This is a genomic window from Methylobacterium sp. Leaf108 (assembly GCF_001423265.1).
Lineage (GTDB): Bacteria > Pseudomonadota > Alphaproteobacteria > Rhizobiales > Beijerinckiaceae > Methylobacterium.
This window is the reverse complement of record NZ_LMND01000026.1, coordinates 1-3,399: the sequence shown is the minus strand read 5'-3', so window position 1 is coordinate 3,399 and position 3,399 is coordinate 1. Positions and strand designations below refer to the sequence as shown.

Here is a 3,399-nt window from a genome sequence, read left to right as displayed (position 1 = left end):
TCCTGGAGGTGGGCAAYGGCAGCGGCCTCGATGCCGGCAACGGCCTGGCGGTGCGGTTGCAGGCCGAGGACGGCTCGGACGTCCCGACCGGCCCGGTCGGCCGCTACGACGACGAAGGCACCACCTTCGTAGCCGGGGCGGGCGTGACCTTCGATGTCCGCGACATCAGCGGGACCCAGCGCGGCGACGCCTTCACCACCGCGACCCTCGGGACAAACCTCGGCGAGACGGTGACGGGCACGGCCGGGGCGGACTACGTCAAGGCCGGCCAGGGTGCCGACATCGTCACCGGCCTGGGCGGCAACGACTTCCTCCCGGGCGTGACCTTCGATGTCCGCGACATCAGCGGGACCCAGCGCGGCGACGCCTTCACCACCGCGACCCTCGGGACAAACCTCGGCGAGACGGTGACGGGCACGGCCGGGGCGGACTACGTCAACGCCGGCCAGGGTGCCGACGTCGTCACCGGCCTGGGCGGCAACGACTTCCTCGTGGGTGGGGCCGGCGACGAYAGCCTCGACGGCGGAGCCGACGACGACAGCTTCATCGGCGGCGCCGGAAACGACGCGATCGGGCGGCGCCGGAAACGACGCGATCGGGTTCCCTCGTCACCGGCCTGGGCGGCAACGACTTCCTCGTGGGTGGGGCCGGCGACGACAGCCTCGACGGCGGAGCCGACGACGACAGCTTCATCGGCGGCGCCGGAAACGACGCGATCGAGGGGGGCGCCGGTATCGATGCGGCGGTCGGCTATGCGGCCGGCTTCACGCTGAAGATCGGCACGGATGGGCGCTGGATCGTCTCCAACGGCACCGAGACGGACACCCTCACGAACGTCGAGAAGGTCACGATCGGCGCCACCACCTACCTGCTCGTCGACAAGGCCGCCGACGGCGGGTTCGCCTCGATCCAGCAGGCGGTCAACGCGGCCACCGGCGGAGAAACGATCCTCGTCGCACCCGGCACCTACGCGGAATCCGAAGGACACGGCGCCGGCGATACGGTCGGCTACCGCTCGGGTCTCACCATCGACAAGGCCAACCTCACCATCCAGGCCGTCGCGGCCGACGGGACCCCGATCAGCTCCGCCGCAGCGGCGGGTGCGGTCACCGTCCAGAGCCTCTTCATCAACACGGGCTCGGACTACATCAGCGTGACCGACGCGGCGGACGGTCTGACGCTGGTCGGCCTCAACTTCACGCGGCCGGCCGGAGGCATCGCCTCGGCCAACACCGGAACCATCACCGGCGACGTCAAGGCGTTCCTTTCGGTCCATGCCGACGACGTCGAGATCACGGGCTCGGTCTTCTCGACGACGGGAGCGTCCTACGCGATCGAGTTGAGCGAGTACGCCGCCGGCGGCGTCGACAGCTACGACATCCACGACAACGTCATCGGCAAGCCGATCTGGCTCCTGAGCGGGGCCGGTGACGGCCTCGACGACGGCAACGAGATCATCCGCGACAACGTCTTCACCGGATCGATCGCCACCGGCAGCGCCTCGGCGGTCTATCTCCAGGGCGTCGGCGTGGCCGGCTTCGAATCGGCCGATCCGTTCCTGCCGGACGTGTTCACCGGCAACAGCTTCAACGATGCGATCCCGGCACCCGTCCTCATCCGCACCAACGTCGGAAACACCCCCGCCGGTCTCGCCACCGCCGAGGATCTGGCGGCCATCGTCGTCGACAACTTCACCGCGGGGGAGACCTGGGCCTACGTCCTCGACGGCAATGGCGATCCCCGCCAGGTCGTCGCCACGGCGACCGTCCGCGACGTCTACGTCGCCTCGTCGGTCGACGCCTTGAACCGGATCCAGCAGGGCACCATCGGCGCACCGGTTCCCGCGTCCGGCCTCGATACCATCCTGGCGGGCGACACCCTCGTCCTGAACCAGCCGGGCACGAGTTCGATCACGCTCTTCGACAACGACCTCACGGTCGTCGCCACGGCGGCGACCACGGACCTCACGATCAACCTCGCCGCGCTCGGCAGCAATGCCAACACCGGCGCGGTGACGACGATCACCCTCGGCGACGCCGCGCTCGGCGTGGGTGCCGATGTCGATGTCACCGGTAACGGGCTCGACAACGTCATCACCGGCAACGCCGGCAACAACACGCTCAACGGCAACGGCGGCGGGGACACCCTGTCGGGCGGTGCGGGCTCCGACTTCCTCATCGGCGACAGCGGCGACGACGTTCTCGAAGGCGGAGCCGGGTCCGACATCGTTTCCGGCGGTGCCGGCATCGACAGGGCGGTCTTCGCAGGCGACTTCTCCAGCTACACCGTGGTGCGCAACGGCGGGACCTACATCGTCACGGACGGCACCGACACCGACACCGTGACCGGCGTCGAGAGCTTCACGTTCGGCGGCAGGACGCAGAGCGTGATCGACAACCCGGATGCGGTCGTCACGGCGGGACCCAGCATCGTCTCCATCCTCGATGCCGACGACGGGACGGCAACGCTGACCGTGCAGGAGAATGCGGCGGCGGCCACGCCGATCGCCTTCGTCACCGCCTCCGACCCCAACCTCGGCACCATCGGCGACGTGCTGACCTTCTCCCTCGTCACCGCCGGCGGCGGCACCTACACCGGCCCGTACGCCATCACCAAGACGGGTGCGGGTACCGCGACCATCACGGTCACCAGCAGCCCCGATTTCGAGGTCTCGGCCGCGGCGAGCTTCGTGGTGAAGGTCACCGACGCAGGCGGCGCTTCCGCGACGCAGGCGGTCACGATCGCCGTCACCGACGTCAACGAGACGCCGACAGCCCTCGTCTTCGACGGCGATCCGGTGTTCGAGAACGATACCGGTGTCATCGTCGGCGAGGTCTCCGCGACCGATCCCGACGGCGACGCGCTGGTGTACTCGGTCTCCGACGAGCGGTTCGAGATCCGCACGATCGCCGGCGAGGGGTCGTTCCTGGCACTTAAAAGCGGTGTGGCCCTCGATTTCGAGACCGACGCCCCGCTCTCGGTCACGCTCACGGCGACCGATGCCGACGGCGCCTCCGTCTCGAACACGGTCGCGATCGACCTGCGTGACATCAACGAAGCACCCACCGCGATCGCCCTCGACAACAACACGGTCGACGAGAACCAGGCCGGCGCCACCGTCGGCATCCTCACGGTCTCCGATCCCGACGCCGGCGACACGGTGTCCTACACGGTCAACGACGCCCGCTTCGAAGTCGTCGAGGTTTCGGGTCAGGCCATCCTCAAGCTCGTCGACGGCAGCGCTCTCGACTTCGAGGATGCGTCCGTCCTCAACCTGACCGTTGGGATCACGGCGACGGACGGGGGTGGCGCGACGTTCACGAAGGACTTCACGATCGTGGTCAACGACGTGGACGAGGCGGCGACCGGGGCGGGTGGACGAGGCGGCGACCGGGGCGG

The 3,399-nt window shown here is 69.1% G+C and carries 1 protein-coding gene and 2 pseudogenes; all 3 read left to right on the top strand.

All coding sequences use genetic code 11. The annotated features are described in order from the left end of the window. Positions 1-773: calcium-binding protein (locus ASF39_RS22395; protein WP_280137214.1), on the top strand; the 773-nt coding region annotated here is incomplete at its 5' end. Beyond that, positions 662-2,125, top strand: a pseudogene (locus ASF39_RS22390) (hypothetical protein); the annotation flags it as partial. The gene ASF39_RS22395 and the pseudogene ASF39_RS22390, both read left to right, overlap by 112 nt. Before the next feature lie 21 nt (positions 2,126-2,146). Continuing rightward, positions 2,147-3,399, top strand: a pseudogene (locus tag ASF39_RS22385) (hypothetical protein); the annotation flags it as partial.